Consider the following 2,422-nt stretch of genomic DNA (forward strand, 5'->3'; position numbering starts at 1 on the left):
CACGAGGTGTCGATCCAGCAGCGGCACGACGGCGGCTCCGCACCGGAGGATCGTAAGATCATCACGGCCACGGTGCTCTACATGGGCGACGAGCTGGGCCTCAAGCGCCGGCCGCTGCTCGGCCTGTCGCTGCTGGCCGGCCTGGCGCCGCTGGGCGCGGTGGCGGCGGCCCCGCTGGTCGGCGGCCTCATCGTGGATCCGCACAAGCCGGTGGAGCCGGGCGGCGGCAGCCCGCTGACGACCACCGCGTGGCGCCAGGGCATCCGGCTGACACGCGACGACGGCACCCCGGTGCGCCCGGAGGACGTGAGCGTCGGCGGCCAGATCACGGTGTTCCCCGGCATCCCGGAGGGCGCGACGAACCGCCACGCGGACTCCCCCACGCTGCTGATCCGCCTGCGCAGCGAGGACGCGGCGGAGCTCCGGGCCAACCTCAAGCCGATCAACGAGGGCGCGACCTGGGGCGACCTCGTCGCGTACTCCAAGATCTGCACCCACGCCGGCTGCCCGGCCAGCCTGTACGAGCAGCAGACCAACCGGCTGCTCTGCCCGTGCCACCAGTCGCAGTTCCTGATCACCGACAACGCCAAGCCGATCTTCGGTCCGGCCACCCGGCGGCTGCCGATGCTGCCGATCACGGTGGACGACGAGGGCTTCCTCGTCGCACAGTCGGATTACAAGGTGCCGATCGGCCCCGGCTTCTGGGAGCGGCCATGAAGAAGCGACCTCGGGTCAACGTCAAGGCGCTGCCGGGCGCGACCGCCAACGCCGCCGACGAGCGGCTCCAGTTGGCCCGGCCCCTGCGCGGCATCTTCAACAAGGTCTTCCCGGACCACTGGACGTTCCTGCTCGGCGAGATCGCGTTGTTCTCGTTCATCGTCCTGCTGCTGACCGGCACGTTCCTGACCCTCTTCTACGACCCGTCGATGGAGGAGGTCACGTACAACGGCAGCTACGCGCCGCTGCGCGGGGTGGAGATGTCGCGGGCCTTCGAGACGTCGCTGGACATCTCCTTCGACGTGCGCGGCGGCCTGGTGATGCGGCAGATGCACCACTGGGCGGCGCTGCTGTTCATGGCCGCGATCGTCATCCACATGCTGCGGACGTTCTTCACCGGCGCGTTCCGCAAGCCGCGCGAGCTGAACTGGATCATCGGCATCCTGCTGTTCTGGCTCGGCTTCCTGGAGGGTTTCGCCGGCTACGGCCTGCCCGACGACGCGCTGTCGGGCACCGGCCTGCGGATCGCCCACGCGATCATCCTGTCAATCCCGGTCGCCGGCACCTGGGTGGCGAGTTCCCTGTTCGGCGGCGAGTTCCCGGGCAGCGGCGTGGTCATCCCGCGGATGTACATCCTGCACGTGCTGCTCGTGCCGGCCATCCTGCTCGGCCTGATCGCCGCGCACATCGGCCTGGTCTTCAAGCAGAAGCACACGCAGTGGCCGGGCCCGGGCCGGACGAACACCAACGTCGTCGGCGAGCGCATGTTCCCGCGGTACGTGATCAAGCAGACCGGCTTCTTCATGATCGTGTTTGCCGTCATCGCGCTGATGGGCGGCTTGTTCTCGATCAACCCGATCTGGTTGTTCGGCCCGTACGAGGCGGGCGTGGTGTCCGCCGCCAGCCAGCCCGACTGGTACGTGATGTTCCTCGACGGCTCGACCCGGCTGTTCCCGCCGTGGGAGATCCGGGTGCTCGGGCACACCGTGCCGCCGCTGTTCTGGCCGACGGTGGTGCTGCCCGGCATCCTCACGGTGCTGCCGCTGATCTATCCGTACATAGAGGCGCGCAAGAACAAGGACGCGTCGTTCCACAACCTGCTCCAGCGGCCGCGCGACGTCCCGTCGCGCACCGCCCTGGGCGCGATGGCGGTGTCGTTCTACCTGGTCCTGACGCTCTCCGGCGGCAACGACGTGATCGCCGAGACGTTCGACATCAGCCTGAACGCGATGACGTGGGCGGGCCGGATCGGGATGCTCGTCATCCCGCCGCTGGCGTACTACGTGACGTACCGGATCTGCCTGGGCCTGCAACAGCACGACCGGGAGGTGCTCGCGCACGGCGTGGAGACGGGCATCATCCGGCGGCTGCCGGACGGCAGGTTCATCGAGGTGCACCAGCCGCTCGCGCCGGCCGACGGGGACGGTGACGGGCACGGCGAACTGCCGTACGTCGGCTGGGTGGTGCCGAAGAAGATGAACCGGCTCGGCGCGCTCGGGCCCGCGATCAAGGGATTCTTCTACCCCATCGAGCGGCCCGCCGAGGCGCCGACCTCGCCCGGGCACCCGCCGGTCGCCGGCATCCGCCCGCGCGCCGAGTTGGAGGACGCCGAGAAGAAGTAACCGACGCCGCGCCTGCGCCGTCGGAACACGGAAACTGCCGCCTCCCGGGCCCGGGAGGCGGCAGTTTCCGTGTTCCGACGGCG

The 2,422-nt window shown here is 69.6% G+C and carries 2 protein-coding genes; both read left to right on the forward strand.

The features are described 5' to 3' along the window. A partial coding sequence (locus VFO68_RS08635; RefSeq protein WP_325157660.1) for a ubiquinol-cytochrome c reductase iron-sulfur subunit occupies positions 1–717 on the forward strand: 717 nt, incomplete at its 5' end. Then, positions 714–2,339 (forward strand): ubiquinol-cytochrome c reductase cytochrome b subunit, encoded by a 1,626-nt coding sequence (locus tag VFO68_RS08640; protein WP_325157661.1) that lies wholly within the window; start codon positions 714–716, stop codon positions 2,337–2,339. The genes VFO68_RS08635 and VFO68_RS08640, both read left to right, overlap by 4 nt. Positions 2,340–2,422 lie beyond the last annotated feature (83 nt).

This window comes from Actinophytocola sp. (genome assembly GCF_035712165.1).
In the GTDB taxonomy this organism is placed as follows: Bacteria; Actinomycetota; Actinomycetes; order Mycobacteriales; family Pseudonocardiaceae; genus DASYTH01.

What these genes read in the sequence shown, in the direction of transcription:
- VFO68_RS08640 (WP_325157661.1), top strand. Translation starts at nt 714, where the DNA reads ATGAAGAAGCGACCTCGGGTCAACGTCAAGGCGCTGCCGGGCGCGACC.